The 19807-nt window shown below is 35.3% G+C and carries 21 protein-coding genes and 2 pseudogenes; 3 read left to right on the top strand and 20 right to left on the bottom strand.

The window, feature by feature from the left end:
* Positions 1 to 131 precede the first annotated feature (131 nt).
* A complete protein-coding gene (locus tag DWX96_RS05910; RefSeq protein WP_117841541.1) occupies positions 132 to 974 on the top strand; it encodes an AraC family transcriptional regulator in 843 nt (280 codons plus the stop codon).
* 639 nt (positions 975 to 1613) lie between these two features.
* Positions 1614 to 2546, top strand: a complete 933-nt coding sequence (locus tag DWX96_RS14555) for a DUF3800 domain-containing protein (protein WP_330416156.1) — start codon at positions 1614 to 1616, stop codon at positions 2544 to 2546.
* Between the two features lie 339 nt (positions 2547 to 2885).
* On the opposite strand, the gene DWX96_RS05900 is transcribed toward DWX96_RS14555, so the two are convergent.
* From DWX96_RS05900 to DWX96_RS05835, 13 genes and pseudogenes are all read right to left on the bottom strand, one after another.
* Positions 2886 to 3533: an ABC transporter ATP-binding protein gene (locus DWX96_RS05900; protein WP_118056999.1), complete on the bottom strand. Its 648-nt coding sequence runs from the start codon at positions 3531 to 3533 to the stop codon at positions 2886 to 2888.
* A 4-nt stretch (positions 3534 to 3537) separates the two neighbouring features.
* Complete coding sequence (locus DWX96_RS05895) at positions 3538 to 4131, bottom strand: hypothetical protein (protein ID WP_147337968.1); 594 nt, start codon at positions 4129 to 4131, stop codon at positions 3538 to 3540.
* Positions 4132 to 4173: 42 nt separating this feature from the next.
* Positions 4174 to 5019, bottom strand: coding sequence for a hypothetical protein (locus DWX96_RS05890; RefSeq protein ID WP_118056997.1), 846 nt, complete (start codon positions 5017 to 5019; stop codon positions 4174 to 4176).
* A complete protein-coding gene (locus DWX96_RS05885; protein ID WP_118056996.1) occupies positions 5012 to 5767 on the bottom strand; it encodes a hypothetical protein in 756 nt (251 codons plus the stop codon). The genes DWX96_RS05890 and DWX96_RS05885 overlap by 8 nt, the downstream gene beginning before the upstream one ends.
* 2 nt (positions 5768 to 5769) lie before the next feature.
* Positions 5770 to 6927, bottom strand: a complete 1158-nt coding sequence (locus DWX96_RS05880) for a hypothetical protein (RefSeq protein ID WP_118056995.1) — start codon at positions 6925 to 6927, stop codon at positions 5770 to 5772.
* A gap of 160 nt (positions 6928 to 7087) precedes the next feature.
* Complete coding sequence (locus tag DWX96_RS05875; protein ID WP_158561821.1) at positions 7088 to 8260, bottom strand: sensor histidine kinase; 1173 nt, start codon at positions 8258 to 8260, stop codon at positions 7088 to 7090.
* Between the two features lie 67 nt (positions 8261 to 8327).
* Positions 8328 to 9059: a LytR/AlgR family response regulator transcription factor gene (locus DWX96_RS05870; RefSeq protein WP_158561820.1), complete on the bottom strand. Its 732-nt coding sequence runs from the start codon at positions 9057 to 9059 to the stop codon at positions 8328 to 8330.
* A gap of 31 nt (positions 9060 to 9090) precedes the next feature.
* Positions 9091 to 9255 carry a helix-turn-helix domain-containing protein gene (locus tag DWX96_RS05865; protein WP_118056992.1) on the bottom strand — a complete coding sequence of 55 codons (165 nt, stop codon included), beginning with the start codon at positions 9253 to 9255 and terminating at the stop codon, positions 9091 to 9093.
* 661 nt (positions 9256 to 9916) lie between these two features.
* Positions 9917 to 10643: pseudogene (locus DWX96_RS14875) on the bottom strand (KilA-N domain-containing protein); the annotation flags it as partial.
* Between the two features lie 2 nt (positions 10644 to 10645).
* Positions 10646 to 11011, bottom strand: coding sequence for a helix-turn-helix domain-containing protein (locus tag DWX96_RS05850; protein WP_117658848.1), 366 nt, complete (start codon positions 11009 to 11011; stop codon positions 10646 to 10648).
* Between the two features lie 73 nt (positions 11012 to 11084).
* Entirely contained in the window at positions 11085 to 11321 is a 237-nt protein-coding gene (locus tag DWX96_RS05845) for a hypothetical protein (RefSeq protein ID WP_118056990.1), read from the bottom strand.
* Positions 11322 to 11546: 225 nt separating this feature from the next.
* Positions 11547 to 11996 carry a replication initiator protein A gene (locus DWX96_RS05840; protein ID WP_199535173.1) on the bottom strand — a complete coding sequence of 150 codons (450 nt, stop codon included), beginning with the start codon at positions 11994 to 11996 and terminating at the stop codon, positions 11547 to 11549.
* Positions 11997 to 12093: 97 nt separating this feature from the next.
* Positions 12094 to 12300 (bottom strand): annotated as a pseudogene (locus DWX96_RS05835) (recombinase family protein); the annotation flags it as partial.
* On the opposite strand from DWX96_RS05835, the gene DWX96_RS14945 reads away from it, so the two are divergent.
* Entirely contained in the window at positions 12273 to 12488 is a 216-nt protein-coding gene (locus DWX96_RS14945; RefSeq protein WP_442970042.1) for an ATP-binding domain-containing protein, read from the top strand. The pseudogene DWX96_RS05835 and the gene DWX96_RS14945 overlap by 28 nt on opposite strands.
* Before the next feature lie 30 nt (positions 12489 to 12518).
* Here DWX96_RS14945 and DWX96_RS05825 read toward each other — a convergent pair whose 3' ends face one another.
* The 7 genes from DWX96_RS05825 to DWX96_RS05795 form a co-directional block, all read right to left on the bottom strand.
* Positions 12519 to 13283, bottom strand: a complete 765-nt coding sequence (locus tag DWX96_RS05825) for an ATP-dependent helicase (protein WP_118056989.1) — start codon at positions 13281 to 13283, stop codon at positions 12519 to 12521.
* 10 nt (positions 13284 to 13293) lie between these two features.
* Positions 13294 to 15597 (bottom strand): hypothetical protein, encoded by a 2304-nt coding sequence (locus DWX96_RS05820; RefSeq protein ID WP_118056988.1) that lies wholly within the window; start codon positions 15595 to 15597, stop codon positions 13294 to 13296.
* An 11-nt stretch (positions 15598 to 15608) separates the two neighbouring features.
* Positions 15609 to 15845 (bottom strand): hypothetical protein, encoded by a 237-nt coding sequence (locus tag DWX96_RS05815; RefSeq protein ID WP_117909149.1) that lies wholly within the window; start codon positions 15843 to 15845, stop codon positions 15609 to 15611.
* A 180-nt stretch (positions 15846 to 16025) separates the two neighbouring features.
* On the bottom strand, positions 16026 to 17636 hold the full coding sequence (locus DWX96_RS05810; RefSeq protein WP_118056987.1) for a DNA cytosine methyltransferase: 1611 nt from the start codon (positions 17634 to 17636) through the stop codon (positions 16026 to 16028).
* Positions 17629 to 17838 carry a helix-turn-helix domain-containing protein gene (locus DWX96_RS05805; protein WP_118056986.1) on the bottom strand — a complete coding sequence of 70 codons (210 nt, stop codon included), beginning with the start codon at positions 17836 to 17838 and terminating at the stop codon, positions 17629 to 17631. Before DWX96_RS05805 ends, DWX96_RS05810 begins: the two co-directional genes overlap by 8 nt.
* A gap of 493 nt (positions 17839 to 18331) precedes the next feature.
* Positions 18332 to 19363: a PDDEXK nuclease domain-containing protein gene (locus tag DWX96_RS05800; protein ID WP_118056985.1), complete on the bottom strand. Its 1032-nt coding sequence runs from the start codon at positions 19361 to 19363 to the stop codon at positions 18332 to 18334.
* Positions 19364 to 19388: 25 nt separating this feature from the next.
* Complete coding sequence (locus DWX96_RS05795) at positions 19389 to 19793, bottom strand: hypothetical protein (protein ID WP_055169603.1); 405 nt, start codon at positions 19791 to 19793, stop codon at positions 19389 to 19391.
* Positions 19794 to 19807 lie beyond the last annotated feature (14 nt).

The following is a 19807-nucleotide window of genomic DNA, read 5'->3' as shown; positions in this document are numbered from 1 at the left end:
TTTGATAATCTGATTATAACATACCTTTATGCATCCTTAAATACCAGTTTTTTTTTAATTTTATACCCAAATGCAATATTTTGTGCTATAATAGATACAAATATCGCATTTTGGTATATACGGAGTGTTTTATGAGTAATACATTTTTTAATATTTTTCCAAATGAAAATTTTATCGATCTGTGCATGTATCAGTTTGGATATGAACAATGTGATCCCGGCCATTCATTCGGGCCTGCAACACGCAACCACTACCTGTTCCACTACATTCTTTCCGGAACCGGAACTCTCATGGCAGACAATGCAAACGGGGATACACAGACCTATTCCGTAAAAAGCGGACAGGGATTTATGATTTTCCCGGGGCAGATCAATACTTACATTTCCGATGAACAGCTTCCATGGGAATATATGTGGATCGAATTTGACGGCTTACGTGTAAAAGAGGCTTTAAGTGTCACAGATTTGTGCAAAGACGCGCCCATTTATCATTCACACTCCAAAGAATTACGGGAAAAACTTGCCGATGAAATGCTTTATATCGTCAATCATCCGCAGGAATCCTCCTTCCATCTGATTGGGCATCTGTATCTGTTTTTGGATTATCTGCTACAGTCGGCAAAATCGACAAAGCTGGTCTCCAGCGGACGCATGAGTGATTATTATATAAAAGAAGCGATCAATTATATGGAACAGAATTTTCAGAATAATATTTCGATTGAAGATATCGCTGCGGTATGTGGCATCAACCGGAGTTATTTCGGAAAAATCTTCCGCAACTCGATTGGCCGCTCCCCGCAGGAATTTCTTATGAACTACCGCATGGTAAAGGCTACGGAATTATTAAAGCTGACTTCCTTATCCATTGCAGATGTCGGCTCTGCTGTCGGATACGAAAATCAGCTTCATTTTTCCCGTGCATTTAAAAATATTTATGGTGTCTCCCCACGGGAATGGAGAAATCAGAACAAGTAACAATAGATAAGATAGATATCATTCCTATCAGTTTTAGATACCTTCTGATTAATGTCAGGTTTTGTACCCGTTCGCGGAAACATATCCTGTCAAAACGGAAACATGTCCACAGCTTCTGAAATCGCACATTCACAGATGCAAACAGATGCAATCTGTAGCAAAATTGACATCCATATCAAGGTCTTAACCACCCCAGTCTATGGGAACAAATCAGCATAAGGTCTTTTCTACCTATATAATGCAAGGCAATTTTACACTGCCGCTCCCTGCCACTGTCTCGACAGTTGAGACAGTGAAAGCCGCTCAACTTCTACACAATTCATCCGCTCTGAGCACAAGTTGGCCATTCACTCGCAGGGAGTTGAGTTGCCGGATTTCACCGTCTCGACCTGGTATCTGATCATCATTTTATCGGTATCACATATGCCCTAGCTTCCATTAGATTTGAACTATCCGGAAATTCCGAATAGTTCATTTAAACTGATTTGCGAATTGGGTAAATACTGTTTTTCCAATTTCACCCTGTGAATAACCGCTACCAGCAGTTATCCAAAATTATCGGATAACGGACCACTCTTGTAATTATGAGTTATTCGAATTTTTCGAATAACTGAATCCTGTTGCAGTTAAATGCTATAAATAAACCTTTCCTTATTTTTCAAGCAATTTTATCATTCGCTGAACAACACGTTCAACCTGTCCGGATTCCACTCTCTGATCAAAAGCACCATTGCGGAAATCATCAAATACGCACATCCGTACAAAGACAACCGCTCCTATCATATCGGCTACAAAAAAGCCAAGAATCCTATCCTGCTTGGTGTCTGTATCCATGAGAATGATATTAAACCAATCACAAATCAGATATACAAGTTAAAAGATTCTATTTATGGAAAACAGGACGAAATAAAGTCTACAAAACTTATTCGTGAAGCGACAATTACCAAGAATCGTACAAATAATAAAGCATATGTTGAGGGCATGGTAGACATCATTACCTCTTATGACGCTGCTATTTTCGCTGTAATTATGGACAAGCCAGATGAACCAATTATTGTTCCAGAACATCATCTTCCGAAGCAGTATTACCTTCTTTTAAAAAAGGTTGAGTTTTACTGTAACCATCATCACTATGGCAAAGCAATGATGATATTTGATGAGGTACATGAGGATGCTGACCGAAAAATTGCTGAGGCAATTACAGGTTTTCTGTTCAAAACGAAGTTTGGGCGTTCTTTCCATCACATATTAGAAATGCCCTTGTTTGTCAGCTCTGCTGTAACTCCTGCAGTACAGTTCGCCGATATATTTGCTGGTATCGTGAGACATTATTACGAAAATGAGCTCGACCAAAAAGAACCAGGAACAAAATTTCAGGAATGGCTTGTAGAGCTTTTCACCAAACTACATAATCTTACGGAAAACAACTTCATCCCCAAATCACATTATCTGGAATATGGCTTTCAGAAAATAGGAAAAAACTTCTCCTATCCTGTAAGCGAGAAATTTACTACTTCTGATAATGATGAAAACCTTTTAAGTGAAGAATTTTCTAATGATTTATCTGAATAATTTTTTGTTTGACTTCATACAAATATGGTGTATAATATTACTAAAGTCATATGTTGTTCCGTCTTGGAGCTGCGTAGGACTCGTAATATTAACAAAAGTGTCGCACTTGCAGTTTAGCAGGTGCGATTTTTTACACAAAGAAAAGACAGTAGGAGAACCTACTGTCTTTAGCCTCGAGAGTTCTATATACACTAACATTTCTCTTCGAGAATATTCTCTTGTAATAAATACTTTTCTCCTTCCAATTTAAAAAATACAAATTTCTTATAATCTTCTGGATAAGTATCAATGCCAGTTGTTAAAATGATTTGAAACGGACATTTGTTTTCATAATTATATTTATCTGCCTCTGTCAGTAATCAGCTTTCCATGATCCATCTCATACACTTCATCGCACAGCACTTCTATATCCTCTTTGTTATGACTTGCCAAAATAATAGATTTCCCTTCATCCTTTAAATTTAGAAGGATTTCTCTAACATCTTCCACGCCCTGATTGTCCAAACCGTTCATCGGCTCATCCAAAATCAGAATGTCCGGATTTTCCATAATGGCCTGAGCAATCCCTAGTCTTTGACGCATCCCCAAAGAATATTTGCCAACTTTCTTTTTGCTGTTCGGATCAAGTCCGACTCGTTCCATGCTCTCCTTTATTTCTTTTTCCCCAATCATATTTTTAATACTTGCAAGATACTCCAAATTTTTATATCCACTATAAGAGCTGAGAAAACCGGGAGTTTCAATGATAATTCCTATATTATCGGCAAAATCTGTATCCTTGCCGATTTCTTTACCGTCTACAATGACTCTGCCGCTAGTAGGTTTTAAAAATCCTATCATTGTCTTAAATAAAACAGTTTTTCCGGCACCGTTTCTTCCAATGATCCCATAAATTTTTCCTCTCTCAAATTCTATGGAAACATTGCTAAGAGCAATATCTGAGCCAAATTTTTTTATTACTTTATCAACTTTTATAATGCTTTCCATAATCTTAAACTCCTTCCATTTCTTTGCCTTTCAGTAAATAGCTACCAAGCCAATAACAGGCAATAATGATTGTGCCCTGTACAATAATTACACTTATAATAGAGAAGCCGTACATATCTTCATATAAATTACTTTGTACATACATTCCCCATACTCCAAACATAAATCTCGCACTCTTTCTAAAACGGAAACCGCTCAGAAAAGTTAAGCCTTCTAATAACAATAGACCTGCAGGTATCATTTTTTTTATCCTTAAAGTTTCCAAAAAAAGAAATAATGCCGATAAAGTCATTGTATGAACTGCCCATAATACGAAAATCACTGACATTTCCTTTAGATTTCCTGTAAACATATGTAATACAAACAAATCAATCAGCTTGAACAGTGTCAATAAACTAACCGTTACAAATATTCCATTTAACAAGTTTCTCAAGAAATAATGTTTCCACCACTTCTGTATCCACCCATATCGAGCAATAACAAAACATCTATTCTGCTTATCCCTGTCAAGGCGAAAACTAATTATCAATAAATAAATACCTATCGGAAATAGCCAGCATCCCAAAGGAACTAACGGAAATGTATCCATTTCATCCATAGGAACACCTGCAAATAATTGAAAAAACAAAGACATTCCCGTCTATTCCTCCTCCATTGCATCCTTAAAATCTACCCGTCCAATTAACCACAAAGAAATCAACGCTAAAACCAATATGATAGTGCAAAACAAAACTACGACTTTCCATTGTCCGCCATTTCCATCTATGGCATATCCGGGAATTGCTTTTGCCATGAGAGATAAATATGTAACTCCCTCTTGTTGTAATAAGTATTCTGAAATTTGTATACCGAATACGAGCAATATTCCATAAATTTCTTTTAGCAAAAGATTGCACACATAAAGCAAAAATCCAATCAATACCAAATAAAAGAATAGAAGGATAAAAGTAATCATAAACGCCTGTGGTACTGTCATTGCTTGCATAACATTCACCCATGGAAATGAAATATTATATTTCACTCCTAAATGATTATTCGTATCCATCGCCAAATTATAAACCGGACTGCTCCACATATTTCCCCAAAATCCAAGCAATGCACTGACAGTTACCGATACAGCAGCTATGCTGGAAACATATAAAAATGCCTGAATCATAATATATTGCAGCATAGCTGCATCCCATTTTTTTCGACTGCTCCTACATAGCGACAGATATGTATTCTTTTTAATAAAAGGAGCATCTGATATAATCAATAACCAGCCAACAACAAGAAACAAAATACTTTTATGATGATGTTCCACTACAATGAATGCTTCCAAGACATTAACCGGTTCCCCGATATCCAATGCATACTGTAAAAACAAATTTAACCAGTATCCAAACAATGCTATTCCCAAAATAAAACCCATAATTACCCGCTTATTATGCTGTTCTTCCAAAAAAGTAGTTTTCGTCATGTAAAAGACCTGCTTTATCCTATCCATTTCGATACCTCCTTTTCAATCCCCACATAACTACAAGTGATATGAGCAAAATGTAAACACATTCCATAAACCCAGACAATGGATAATTGTTCAAATCATCCCCCCGCATAAGATAAATCGGATTCAGTACCGAAATTTTTCCTAACGCCAGCCACATAGCCTCATACAATACAAATGGTGCAATTAACGCCACATATTTATTGGGAAGCCATACTGCAAATGCAAGACCTGCCAATGCCCATATACATCCAAATAGAAAACCTAATATCACCTTCCAAAGAAAGATATACCACTCTCCATAGTGTTCTATGTAAAAAATCAATGTCGTTCCCGCCATAAGCCCCTCATCACTTCCTGTTGGTATTCCAGGAATTCCGAAACAGTAAGCAATACCCAAAACAATGATAAATGGGACAGCCAGCATAGTCCCGCCTGAAAGTGCGACCGTAACAATACGGGTAAGAGCAAATTTTCTCGGTAACATTCTCGAATAAATCATTTTTATATATCCACTGCTATACTCTTCACAAAAGGCAGAAGCATAAGCAAGTCCCGGAAATATAGCCGCAAACGGCGTAAATCCTGATGCTGCAAATACTTCCATCATAATAAAATAACTGCTTCTGCTCCTGTTAAGTGGCGCATGGAATGCTGCTGACACTAAAATCCATGTCACTACTAAAAGACCTGCAAAAAAACCTTTATTTAAGAAGCTTCTTTTCAAATCCTGTAAAAAGAACCCTTTCATAATTACTCACTCCTAACGATTTCTCCCGATACCGCATTCACACAAATACTCCATATAGATCCATTTTCCGTGAACGCTTCAGCTAATTCTTCATTCTTCGTCCATACAGACATAGGCGTATAAATATGCCATACGGGAACCAATTCTAATTTATTTTCATCTTCTTTATAGATTGGATAATATAAAAATTCAACTTCCGTCAGAACCGCTTTATTACTTCCATTTATTTTTCCACTATTCAGATTTGTTTCCAGAATCTTTTCAATCTGACTCCATGACAATACTGTCTCGCATTTTTCCTGCGTTTCCACTTTGCCAATACAAGCATCCAAACTTAAGGTTGCAATGCTTTCTTCACATATCCATGCTTTTCCTGACGGGAAAATTTCTCCTGACGTTATAGAACCAAATTCATGTACAATCCCCATGCCCTCGTAAGACGGAGTAAACTCAATTTCATAAAATGTGACGTTTTCTTTCTGATACTGCGTAATCTTGTAAATATCAATTTCTGTCATACCAATTAAGGAAAGCTTTGCCAATAATATTTTTTCAGCATTCATATAAACATTTTTACTATCTGCTTCCTTTAATACAGTTTCATCTGCAGATTTATAAATAGATGCGCACTTTTCATACAAAAGTTCATCCTGATAATATGCACCTGTTCCATATGAAAAACTTGCTGTCTTTTGTTCATCTGATAATTTATAAATAGGTGCATTTCCAAAGACCGAATATTCTGCCCGTTCTTCTCCTTGCTCGTTTTCTTCCTTAATTTGTTCCATTTCCTTTTGTGCTTCCTCTGATAAATCCTTAATATTCCCTGTTTCACTTCCTAAAAACTCTGTCAAAACGTCTTTTGTAAGTGTTTCATTTTCGCCAAGCACCATGTTATAAACATTCTGTGGAACATCCGGCATCTGTGCCCGAATTGTGATCACATTATCTCCAGTACCAATGGTACTGTTAATTTCCTGCATATCATTTTCCATTGCGCTTTCAGACTCATTCACTATTGCAGCCATTTCATCCTCTACGGAATCTTTTGCGTGAAGAATATCCCTGTTAGCTGATCTTTCCGGAGCTTTCTGACAGCCACAAATACCAATTGACATCAGTATCGTTACAACTACCAATCTAAAAACTTTATTTTTCATAATTGCCTCCTGTACGATTTATTATGAGCATATTATAAATGCAATTTTATCTTTTTCTTCAGCTTTGCGAAATTCGACCACATTATTGCCGAAATCAACCCAAAAGAGCTGTTACAAAATCATATCGCATCTTTCAGCATGAATTTGCAACAGCCCTCTGCTACATCTCTTTTACATACATCATAACATCCGTTTCCATAGAATCATTTTCATATATAAACTCTATATCTCCATGATACTTTTCTACAATTCTATGGACATTTTTAAGTCCTATCCCATGATTTACTTTATCTTCTTTTGTCGTTTCCAAAAAATTCTTTCTACCGCCTACAATTCTCTGGCAGCTATTACAAATATTCAAAAATAAAATTCCCTTATCAAGCTTTATCGTTATTTTCAGTTTCTTATTTTCTGTCTGCATAGAAGCATCTATTGCATTATCCAATAGGTTCCCCAAAAGTACATTTAAGTCGAACGAATGCAATCGCAACTGTTCTGGTATGCTGATTTTTGTTTCTACCACATTTAAGACCTCATTCGCCTTTTGTATCTTATAGTTTAACAAACTGTCAACCATATCATTTCCTGTCTTAACATACTCCTCCGGATTGGTCATAAAATTCTTCATAGAATCTAAATATTGATTTGCTTCCTCTACCTCTTTCCTTTGTATTAAGACTTGCAACGCTAAAATGTGGTTTTTCATATCATGTCTTAAAGCGCGAACTCGGTTTTGAGATTCCATAATGACTTCTAACTGGTTTTGGTATGCATATGTTTGTTGTTTATATATATCATTATCCCTTAAATGTATATAATTTTCTATCAGGATATTATATAAATAAAATACACTGATATTGATAATTAACATACAGCCGCTAATCAATATTGCAAACATTTTCTCAAGTTCTCCCAGCATTAGCACACTTAAGACAATAATACTCATTGCTGGAATCACCAACAGCAATAATGTCTGCTTTCTATCAAAAGCTATCTCTTTTGTTTCGGGTAGATAAGAAATATGATTTATAATCGTTGTAAAAATCAACATCAACAGAACTTGAACTGCCGGCTGCTGAAATTTTGCAATATCCCCAAAAACAAAAAGGACTATCAGGGAATTTGCCATATCCAAACTAAATAATACCAACGATACCCATAATCTTTTTTTCCACATTTCCTGATAAAAACAAGTAATTCCTATGATTCCTAAACAATTACAAATCTCATACACAATAGATACCTGGAATATGCTATACACTGTTGTAGTTAGCAGGCAATATATCCCCAAACCAATTTTTAATGATTTTTCCTCTATATCATCTGCTGACAAAAATACATCCATGACTTTCTTTAATAGCAAAACTCTAAGAACATTTACAATTAATACAATTATTGGACTATATGATACCATCTCTCATATTCGCTTTCTGATGCTGTATTATTTTACTTCTGGTTTCTTTTCTATACGGCTTACTGATATTTAAATTTTCACCATCTACCATTTTTACCATTTCATAAGAATATTCACTTACATATGCTTGGTTAATAATATAGGATTGATGAATCATCATAAAATCAGCAGGAAGAATCTCTGCTATGTTTTTTAACTTTCCATAAAATTCTTCCTTTCCATCTTTTTTTACAATTATTATTTTCTTATCCATGCTCATAAAATAAGCAATGTTTCTTATTGGAACTCTGAAAACAGAATTTTCTTTTTGGTATTCAAAATAGGTATCCGCACTGCTTTTTTGCTTTACGCTTCTTATCAGCACCTCTCTTATATTTTCGTTAGAGATAGGTTTAATCAAAAAATCTAATGGTTGAACCTTAAATAACTGCATGGCATAACTTTCCTTTGAAGAAATATATACGATATGCGTCTGCATATTCTCCATTTCGTTGCGAATAAAATTTCCTACTGCAATACCATTCTTTTGGACTAATTCTATGTCAAGAAAAAGCAGGTCTAATTCTATTCCCTTTTTCAAATCATTTTGTATGCTTTCCCCAGAATACCATACCTCAACATCAGCTTTTATTTCTATTTTTTTTGAAATTTCATAGATTTGTTCTTCCAAAACAGAGCATAAAATCTTATCATCATCACAAATTCCAATCTTATACATGGTCATTTCCTTTCAGTCAACGTAGCATCAATCACTTTCTTCTACCATCCTTAGGTTTTTGCGCTGATTTGGGTATCAGCCAAACCGTTCCCATCTTTACAGCACCTGGAATACGTCCGGCAGAACAATAATAATTTATCCAACGAGGTGTTACACCCCATTTTTCACCAGCTTCTTTTAATGTCATATAATCCATATCTATCCCTCCGAATGTTATTATAATTCGTTCTCTCGAACAAAGCAAGACTATACTCTCTATGCTAATATATCATTCAAGAGTTTCTAAAACAAACGTATCAAATTTCTACCTTTACTCCGCTTAGAGTGATACTTCCCGCACCACACAATCCTGCACCGGAAGCTCTGCTTACAGTCATGCACACACTTCTTGCACTGGTCATTATATTGTATCCTGTTCTTATCATTCAAAAAGAACACCCACAATCGTTTTTCTTTTTTTCCCATCCTCGCCACTGCGATACGCTCCTTCAAAATGTTCAAATTATGTAGCCTTTTTCCGTTTTTTATGCCCTCTAAGCATGTCAAAACATATGCAAGGCATATTTCTGTCACTTCATCAGGAATCGCTTAAATCGTCCATTTCCTGCCAGAAAAGGCAATCAGTGTTCAAACTGATTGCCCCTCAGATGTTGTGACACTTTCTTATTCCGTCTGTATCTGCTGAAATGCTTTTTCAAAATGTGCTAAAGCCTTATCCCTTTCTGCCCGCTGTTTCTTTGTCAATGACCGTTTATAATCTTCAAATTCTTCTGTCCCGTTGACCTTTGCCTTATCCACAATCCAGCAGAATTTCCATTTATCCAACAGGTGATGATACAAGTCCTCTGCATTGACGTAGCATTATAACTTTCCATATTTGCCAGCACCAACAACTGATTTAAATTTGCATCATCACGCACATCCCCCTTTTTACCCGGATTATTATTTTTCCATTGCTTTGCAGTCTGACCAAATAAAGCAACATTTAAAAGATCTGCTTCACTGGCATATGTATAAGCAATCTGTTCTGGTGTTAGCTCTAGTGGAATCAAATTTTCCTTCACCGCATCTGTGTGAATACGGTAGTTCACCTTTGATAAAGCCCTGTTCAAGTTCCAGTCCAATGAAAATCGACTATTTTCATCTTGTTTTAACCTGCGGTAATCTTTCATAATATACAGTTGAAATTCCGGAGAAATCCATGTAGCAAATGCCATTGCAATATCGCTATGTGCATAAGTTCCTCCACCATATCTGCCTGCTTTTTGACACTATTCCAATAGCATTGGTCTGTTCAATCCATTTGGTTGGCGTCATAACAAACCTGTTTAATCCCGTCTCACTTCTAACCGCCTCGAATTGCACACGGTTAAAATCTGGATTATGAAGTTCTTCCCAAACAGCCAAAAACTCAACTGTATTTCTGTTTCGCATCCAGTTCTGAATGACAAATCTGGGATCATTATCATTTCTATATTTTGCAATAGCTGTCAACGAAATATATTCATTTTCAAAATCTTTCGTGTAAATCCCAATATCAATTCCTTTTGCGTGAATAATTTCCCTAACTATTTTATTTGCCATCTCTATTCCTCCACCATGTTCTCCATCTGTTCCAACTTCTGCAAGGCTTTCATATACGCCATCAATCTTTTATACTGCGCATCTCCAAGGCTGTGAATCTGCTTTAAAATCTTAATATCCGACCTGGTAACTTCATAATCCATATCTGCATCTTTATATTCCGGATCAATTCCTTTTCCAGTCAAAAGCTGTTCGGGAGTAATCTCCAATGCGTCACATATAGACAACAGACAGTCCGCTTTGGGATTCGTCTTTTTCTTCTTCCAGTCACTGATGTTACTTGTTGCGATCCCGGTCCTTCTTGAGAGTTCCAACTGCGTTATGTTCTTCTGCTCCATCACACAAAAAATTCTTTCACTGATAATCATGATTTTTCCTCCACCAACATTCCGTACATATCCGTATTTATGATTTTCTCCATCCGTCTATACGGTTATAGTGTCATGCTACAACTTTTCTTTCAATAGAGATTTTTGTATTTCTGAACTTTGTTATATTCTTCTCTTTATATAGCTCCGTGTACAACTGTCTTATTCTTTCCCTACGAAGATAAAAATCCGGATCAGGCAAATTATCCAAGTCCATTGCTTCCGCATACTTTGCTACCATTTCTCCAATAAAATTTGCTAAATCACTCCAGGCATCTCTTTCTTTTAAAACCACTTTATTCTTAACCATAATTAAAATCCTTTCTGACATTGTCATTGAAATCCATCGTATCCCATCCATAGTGATGTTTCTTCACTTTCTGATAGGATAAGATAGATATTATTAGTCTTATTAGATTTTGATTTTTACTGTTCAAAACCTATAAATACCAAAAGTCTGTATGCGTCAAAATCAAAATTCTTAATTGTGATTTCTCCATCTTTTGTATTTTGATTTTTACGGTATGGCTATTTCTCAAAACATTTTCTTAAGGTACAGCTTGTTAGGTCTTCCCAATCCCTGTCTCTTCCGTTCAAGTGCTCCCACCTTTTCCAATTCATCCAATAACTTGCATGCCTTTTGAGTTCCACAATTCAAATCCTCGCAAATATTTTTTATTGAATAATAGATAAGCACCCTCCCTTGGTTGTCAATCCATCCATTTTTTATTGACAATGAAACTCGATCTAAAAAGAATGCGTGTAAAAGCTTTGCATCCATTGACAGTTCAATAAAGCATTCATTCTCTACCAGACATTTTGGCAGCTTGATGAAAGTAAAACGCTCCTCCCCGGTACAATAGTTATACTTCGGTTGAATATATACCTTTTCTAAATCTTTAGTGACAACTGTTGCCTTCTTTTCCCTCAAAGCATCTATTTCCCTTGCTATAACATCATACTCCGCATTTTTGTTTACGCACATTACAAGCTTTTCCTGCAATTCCGTCATTCTTTGGTCTATGTATTCAAGTGTTGCCGTAGAATCACCATTTAGTACATCTTCGATATTATGCTGTAGTTGGAATGATTGCTTCATGGTTATTTTCAACATAGTACTGAGGAACAATTCCATTATTAGCAACTCTCTTCTTTGTAAGAACATCAACCGTATAGGTCTTCTGTAAAAGAACATCTCCCATATACTTTTCATTTGTGAGAATTTTTCTTATTCCATCACTTCGCCATTTCATATTTCCGGTTGCGGTTGGAATACCATGCTGTATCAATACACAAAGCACAAGGTCTTGAATATGACTCTGTAAAGATAGTTATTACCGATGAGGTGGAAGAATTAGTAACTCACAATATCTTCTACACTGCTATCACAAGAGCCAGAGAATGCAGATATGGGCAGAACCTGAAAAAGCGGCTCTGCCCATTTGTAACTATTCACAAATCTTATATCAGTTTTTAACGTTTACACAAAACTTGAAACGGTCTCATATTATTTCATCGCATTTTCAAATGCTTGTGAAAAAATCTCTTCATCAAGGTCTCTTCTCAAATCTTTTTTTATTCTGAAACATTCTGCTTGGTATTTCTTTGATCGTCTCACCTTACTCTTTATTTTTGCGCTATTTGGAAAATCTTTAGAGAACTGCCCAAATGAAATTCTCCAGTATTTAGCCATCTCAAGAATCGATTCATATATTGCAAACAACTCTTTATCCGTAAAAACAGATGTATCTTTATTTTTTAGATATAGATGTAATCCTTTTTCAAATTCACGCCAATCGTCTTCTCTAATTTTTTCACTTTTATGGCGAATCCATTCAAAGATTCTTTCATCTTCTCTGTTTCCAACACGATCTAATATATCCTGCCATTGCCTCCATGATAGCTTTTCAACAATCTCTTGATCATATTGTGAAAGTCTATAGCACTGGCCATAAAAGCTACGCGTCTCCGCATTAGTGCCTTCGTTTCTTTTTCTATCTTCTTTTGTAGCAAAATTCTTTATCTCATCCCAGAACTTCCTACGTTCAGCAAATGATATATCATACTTTGTCAAAAGTTCTCCTAGGATTTTACCTAGATTATACTTGTATAATACACTTTTACCATATGTCTCTTCTAAATCAGCTTCTATCTGAGGAATTTCTTCTTTTAAAGCTTGAAGAATCTCATCTATAGTTGCAATTTCTTGAGATGATAAAAGTCCTTCATATAATAAATGCCCTTCAGCATCCAATCTAACTATATGTCCCATTCTTCATCACCTATGATTTCAAACTTTGATAATATACACTTTCAATTTTCTGTAAAACCTGCTCTGCCGCTTCCTGTGGTTCAAGTTCCACAAAGTCCTTTCCAACATCCCCGAACATATCATATCTTCCTTCAGACAGATACAATAGCACGAACTGTTTTAACATTTGCTCGCGCAGATAATCATGCTGAATGTCTGCATAATCCTCCAAATTGGTATACGCAGCATGTCCGATATTTAGCGTAATAGTTCTTCCATTTCCAGGAGTATTCCAAGATCTTCTGTAATCTTCCGGGGATTTTACAAGATTGATATCAAATGAATCTGCACTTCCGTGTTTTTCATCTGAATTCAAGAAAATTTTATAATGATAAAACGTAATCTTGTCACCTTTTTCATACTGTGAATCATCCGCATTAGCAATCAATCTTGCTCTGAGTTCCAACACACCCTCCGTTAGATATTTTGAATATATAGCCTCGTCAAAAACAATTTCTTTAACCGGATCCGTAACTACCTCTTCAAACGGAGCCAATACTCCTGTAAGCTGCACCACATCAATAATCTTAGGATTAGTAATATCGCTTGCATTATGAATACTGATATTAAGACGGTAATTTAATGCCTCATTTCTCTTATTCTCAATCAAATAGGTTATATTTCTTAATTTTTCTCCGAAGTTTACCCTACGACTGCTCTCCGTTGGAAAAATACATTCATGAAGAGCTAATTTAACCTCTTCCCTGCTATTATCTGGTCTGTCAATATCAAAGAAATAAGGTAATTCCTTCCGTTTTTCTTTTCCACTTCCTATTACTTTTACAGAAAGTAATATTCTATTTTCTGCGAACTGAACAGAATTATCCTTTGTAATTCGATGCTCAAAGTCAAGCTTTTTCACTACACCAGATTCAATAGATATTTTGTCTTTTTTTATAACCGAAACAACCGAACCAGTTTGAGGGTTCACAACAGATAAGTTATATTCAAATCTCTTACTAACTGTATATGAACTACTCATTCTTACAGAAAATTTGATAGTATCCCCACCAGTTACTCTTTCAGAATTTTCTTCAGGGTATCTAATATTCTGCCAACGAACATCAAAATCTGCCCTCTTAGGTCCCTTGCCAAGATCCTCAAAATCAAGCTTTCTAAACAGTTCCTGAATATCTTCTTTTATTTGGTTTAATTCATCTTTTAGTTTCTTATCGTCGCTTTCTTTATCTTTAATGTATCCCCATTCAGTTAAACAAGTTGTTACTTTGCTTTGTGTATAGTTCTTGAGGTTTTGATATTGTAGCATCCTCTTTTTGCCTTTACTTACGCCAAAGTGAACTTTGTCTTCAATATCAGAGAGTTCTTCTTCCCACTGTTCATCAACCTCAATATATCCCCAATACTTACCATCTACTTTCTTAGGTATCTCTTTGAGATCAATCTCCCCGATTTTCATGCCTTTTCTATAATATGAAATACCTTGCCATCTATTACTTCCGTCATCAAAAACATATAATCCAAAATGCTTTACTTTATAACCTGATAGATATTTCTCTGGTGAAGGCAATTCATATGCATGAGTACATTGTTTAATATCGTTCGGAACGGTAATCCTATTCCCATTTACCGTAATGGCAGCATCATCCTTTAATCGCTCAATGATAATCCACCATGATTCTTGGATATCGTTTATAATAGTTCCATCATTTATTGCATTCACAAGTTCTTCTTTTGGTGAAACTATAATAACTCTCGTTCCAACGGTTGTTTTTTCACTAAGACCAGTTTCTTCAAAAATAAATTTCTTAGCTTCATCCCCTTCATAAGCAACAGATTCTACTTGGCCTTTTTTATTCACATTAGCCACGTATATTCCGTCTTCACGTAAAGAATCAAAATAGTAAGTATAATCTTCAGAAGCAACAGAGTACACACTCTTTCCTGCTCCATACAAACCGCCTCCGGTAGCATTACCACCAGAGTTAAACATAGATGTGAAACGAGATAATCTTTCTTCAGCCGGCAAGGTTTCTTCTCTTGCCATCATTTCATTAATTTCTTCTGCTGGAGTATTTTTACCAGTTAACCCCATTGTCCCACTATCTGATACAACAATAAATTTTCCTTTATTGTTTTCAATATATGAGATATCGCATTTCCAATTTTTCCAATTATTGGTCCGTCTTGCTCCTACAGCATTTTGTATAGCATCTTTCTGGAATCCATTAGGAAAATCCACTCCAGCATCTTCATATGCACCGATAATCCAATCAACGTTTCGCTTGTAATTTTGCGGAATAGGTGTAAGTCCCATATATACCCTCCTTAATCTAATGTGAATCTTGTACTTTTCTTACTTTCAATCTTGTTAAATTTCTTTCTTGCTTCTTTAACCTCAGATTCAATAGCAGAAAAGATTTTGTCCACATCCTCTTGCGAATAATCATACGCACTTGAATTAGAACAATTTCCAAGAAGTTGTAGCATATCAATTATTTTGTTAGTACGTGCTTCTGCAAGTCTCACAAATTTTTCTCTTTTAGTTTCACGTTCTTTTGCCATATAGTAACCTCCATTTTTGATATCTTAGCTACATTATATTTTTTATACGCGTTTCTGTCAATATTATTTTTCAAATATTATCAACATTTTTCGTATATTATTTTTCAAAGAACATCGAAGTACAAAAATAGCCGTAGAATAAATACAATCTACGGCTACACATATTGTTCTTTTTTAGATTTATTTTAAATATTTTAGTAATATTTCAGCAATACCCTTTGCCAGAAGAGGTGGAACAGCATTCCCAACTTGCTGATATTGGGAATCCTTTGTTCCTATAAACTCAAATGAATCTGGAAATGATTGTAATCTAGCAGCTTCTCTTACAGATATCGCCCTATCCAATGTTGGATGAATCCACATGGACTTCCTTACATTCACAACTGTACCGCTTGGTTTACTTGGATCCAGTCTCAAATAAATCGTATTCTGTGTTCTCTCTGGCTTAGAATAAGTATCCTTATCCTCAACATCCAAACTGTGAAAATTTTTCCCTTGCTTTATTTTTCTAAATCTGTCTAACGCCTTTTCTGTTGTTTTGGTAGTAATATGGTTTTTTACGCCCTCACTACCCGTTCTCATCAACACTGCATATTCACATAAGTCATCATCTTTCTTATATGGTTGCAACTCCTGTTTTTTATCATACCCAACTTCGTAGTCTGTCAAATCGGCGATTGCATCTCCGACTGTAGGAATCACTTCAGCCTTCTGTATCTCGCTATAGTCTAATTCCTTTCCTGTTAAATCATATATGTCTTTTCTAATTCCAAGCACAATAAATCTTCTACGTTCTTGCGGAACACCAAACCACTCCGCATTAAACACATTGCCCTTTTGTATATACTCGTTTCCGAGAATTGCATTCACGTAATCAATTACAGAATACGATTGAGTAATAAATCTTAATCCGTGCTCTACCGAATACTCATATTCCCCTATCAGTTCATTACTTGTTATTTCACGAATAAACTCTATCAATTTTTGTAAATCAACCACATAATCAAGATCAGTCTTTATAGTATCCCAATTTTCCTCTTCCAGCGATGTCAAAATTGTCGATAATTTATTCGTCATTATTATGGTTCCATTATCTGTGGTAGCCTGATTCTCAGCTAGATATTCTGAAATCATTCTTTTAATAAGTGATGCATTCTTGATTAAAAAATTCGGAAGTCTTCTATCGTTACCTAAATTTTTTCTCAGAACACTTAATAAATGCTTTAATTGTGATGGTATATCATACGACACTAAATTTTCCTGTGGTAACTGTTCCAAATCTATATCAGCAAACACTCGGTCAGCCAATACTAAGGAATCCATTCTCTTCGGGATTTTAAATCCGTTTGCAATCAATGCTTCGATTTCAGCGTTGTCTTTATATGAATCATAGAATCTGTGTGTATCAGACTCTAGCATACTCACATTTTCCATAACAAATGCTTTCGGCCTTATCTGTTTAATCGCTCTGAAATATTCTTTCACAAGACTATTATTCATGCTAATAAGATGGTTTTTTTGTCTGTTTGCGTTAGAGAATCCTTGGCAAGGTGGGCCACCAATTACAACATCTATCTCACCTCCTTTTCTCTGGTTTAACGCGCCAAAATCATATCCTATCACATTGTTTATGAATTCAAATTTCTCTGCGTGTTTTGCAATATTCTGTTTATATGTTGCTCTGGCATTCTCATTTATCTCTGCTGCTGCAACAAGCTCATACTCCCCGGTTAAATAAAAACCATAGCTTAGGCCACCCGCACCCGCAAATAAATCAATAGTCTTAATCATCTGATTTACCTCGACCTTCTGCGCCAGTAACTCGATTCTTACTACGCACCCACGAGTCTACTTCGCTAATTTTAAATTTCCATTTCCTATCTATCTTATATCCTGGAAGCCCTTGAGTTTTAATCATTTTTTTTACCGTGTCTCTGCTACTGTCAAGATGTTTACATATTTCTTCCATTGAAACCCATTTTTCTTCAGTCATATCATCCCTCCAAAAACATCATTCTATTTTAACTCATATATCAGCAGAATTCAAGTGGATTTATAACTAATATTCACTATTTATTACTAATATCTACTAATAACGGCTAAAATCATGATTGCATTTTATAAATATTTATTTTGAACCCCTTGAGGTTTCAAATCCTTGTTATCCATTCTGTAGTGTCAACTCTCCCTTGTAGATATGTTCTTACTTAGCTATATCTGAGCAAGAAAATAAGGCTTTCCGAGAGGCTCGTTATACTTTTTAACGATAGCCTTTCAGAAAGCCTTGTAATTACTACACTTTATTTACTTGTTAGGGTTCACCTTTGACATCAATACTACGCACTCCACATGCATACCAAATTAAAACATATCTCCACAAAACCACAGAAATATGATCAATAGTTATACAGTACTAATACTTCACGTGCATTCTCTTTCCCACAAAATATTAGTTCCATAAATTTTGCACCACCCTGATGTAAAATTTATTCTTTTTTCATACCGTCAATATATTCTTCATCTGTCTTGCCAGTTTCCAATGCTCGATATTCCTGATTTAATTCTCTCAACAATTCTTCTTCGCTTGGCAAATATAATTTATACTTTGAAGCAAAAATTTGTGTTTCATTTTCCGGCAATGTATATTTAACTACAGACTCACTCTTGTCTGCACATAACACAATACCTATCGGCGGATTATCTCCCTCATTCATAAGCTCTCGCTCATAATAATGAACATACATCTGCATCTGTCCTAAATCCTGATGTGTTAAGTCTCCAACCTTTAAATCAATCAATACAAAACATTTTAAGATGTAATTATAAAATACAAGGTCAATTCTAAAATGGCGTCCATCAAACGTTATTCTTTTCTGCCTTGCGACAAATGAAAAGCCTCTGCCAAGTTCCAAAAGGAATTTCTGCAAATGTGTAATTAACGCTTGCTCTAAATCACTTTCATAAAAATCATCATTGGGTGTCAGTCCAAGAAATTCCAATACATATGGGTCACGGATAACATCTTCTGGGCTTTTTTCCATCTCCAATGTCTGAATTTCTGCCGCAACCTGCTCTTTATTTTTACTGGATAATAGTCTTTCGTAAAAGAAAGAATTTATCTGTCTTTCAAGCTGTCTGGTACTCCATTGTGATTTTACAGCTTCCTGCATATAAAATTCTCGTGCTTTATCATTTTCCACACGCATCAAAAGCCGATAATGAGTCCAACTCAATTCGCTACGCAGTGCGTAGCCATTTGGAAATGTCAAATAAAACTGCCTCATATTTTTCAAATTGGCAACAGTAAATCCTTTTCCAAAATCTTGAGTCATTTGTTTCGATAATTCTTTCAATAAACCTGTCCCATACTCCGCCTTTTCGTTACCGCCCTGTTCTTCAATGATTGATTTTCCGATATTCCAATAGGCTTCAACCATTGCAAAATTGGCTGTTTGATAGACTTTATTTCTTGCTGTTATCAAGATGTTCTTTATCTCATCATAAAATTTTTGTTCCATAAAAACCTCCGCAAGACACCTAGTTTTATTTGTATAAATCCTTTCTCAATCGATTTACAAGTATATTAAATTGTTCCTCACTTTTCTGGTAAATAAATTTTTCTAATTCCTTGACAAGACCATCATCTTTTGAAATTAACTTCAACTTAGGAATTGCCATCTTCAAATCATTTATTGCATTATTTCTATTTTCATCATCTGATAGCTCTTGTATATTATACCTTGCAACTCCTAAAGAAAATTTCGCTTCGGCTGGAAAAAGTACAATTTGCGCAAATACAATTATAGATTCATATACTCTCTTTTTTTCCTCAAAAACATACTTTTTCTTATCTTGCAATGGTTGAAAAATAAATGTGGACAATATCAACGTTATTACAGAAGAACCTAATATACTAATAATTATGGAAATTACATTATCTATACTCATTTGCACCCCTTCCC

The sequence above is a fragment of the Roseburia sp. AF22-2LB genome, assembly GCF_003461125.1.
Taxonomy (GTDB): Bacteria; Bacillota; Clostridia; order Lachnospirales; family Lachnospiraceae; genus Roseburia_C; species Roseburia_C amylophila.
This window is presented reverse-complemented; position numbering and strand designations above follow the sequence as displayed.